Genomic DNA, 1,156 nt, shown 5'->3' on the forward strand with positions numbered 1-1,156 from the left:
GTTATAAATGAAAGAGAGTGGAATTAAAACTCTTGGTATCTTGAATTTATAATTATGCAAAGTATAAATAGGATAAACTAAAAATCCAAGCAATACTGCAATAGATAAAGGCTTAAATATCGTTTGGGCCACTTTTAAAATAGTAATCAACATTATAATTAAAGCTACAACATAAAAAATCGACTGTAATCTAACAAACTTAAATCTATCAGTTGTTTTTATTTCTAAAGCCATCTCTTATTTCCCCCCTCATTGAAATTATTATGAAAAATAATTTAAAAGTAAAGTCAATACTAAAACTTAAATTCATTAATTAAAATTAAACTCATACAAAACATATACATGATTCATATATTTAAAAAAATTTTTTCCATTATCCAATTATACAACTTAGTCCCCTTACCATAATTAGCCTCAGCCAAATCTCCTACTCTTTTTTCCTTAACTAACTTTTTAGCATTCTCATTATTGCCATAATAAACTGTTAATGTATTTTTATAGTGATTTAAATTATTATTCAAAATCTCAAAAGCTGGAATATCATTAAAACCATCTGCAATATAAAACATATTTTCAAAAGGAATTTCTCTTCTACTTTTTGGAATTCGCTTATTAATTTTATCATAAGATCCCTTATTTAATTCAAAAATTACTCTAGTCTTTATTGTATGATCTACAAAATAACATACACTACTTAAAACACTATTTTCCGAAAATTTATTATCTAAACTCTGATAAAAAGGCATAAGGTACGAATCCACAAATTCACAAGCCCAGACCTTAGTAACATAAGAAGCAATATTACTACCCAAAATCATTTGTCTAAAACCACTAGACACAATATAAATGTTGACAATTGCATCTGATTTTTTTAGACTTTTATTTATATCACTTATTTCTTTAAACAAATCAATAACACCTTCAAAAAACTTTAACTTTGAACCTAATTCAAATAATATTTTATTATTTAATCCTCTAAAAATACCTTCCCTTACATAAGTTAAAAAATGTGATAAATATATCATCTCATTAGTAATAATATTACAACTATTTTCATTATAAGTAACAGATAAATTTTCAACTTCACTCCAAAACAAATTAGCATCAACATTATACTCATCAAAAAGTACTTGCTGCATGTTACCATAAATTAAAG

General features: G+C 24.7%; 1 protein-coding gene and 1 pseudogene. Both read right to left on the reverse strand.

Annotated features, from left to right (window positions below; translation table 11 throughout):
- Positions 1–234, reverse strand: a pseudogene (locus BN1173_RS04420) (hypothetical protein); the annotation flags it as partial.
- A 113-nt stretch (positions 235–347) separates the two neighbouring features.
- Positions 348–1,156 (reverse strand): hypothetical protein (locus tag BN1173_RS00060; protein ID WP_040235692.1); only part of this gene is annotated, 809 nt, incomplete at its 5' end.

It is taken from the genome of Borrelia crocidurae (assembly GCF_000825665.2).
Classification (GTDB): Bacteria; Spirochaetota; Spirochaetia; order Borreliales; family Borreliaceae; genus Borrelia; species Borrelia duttonii.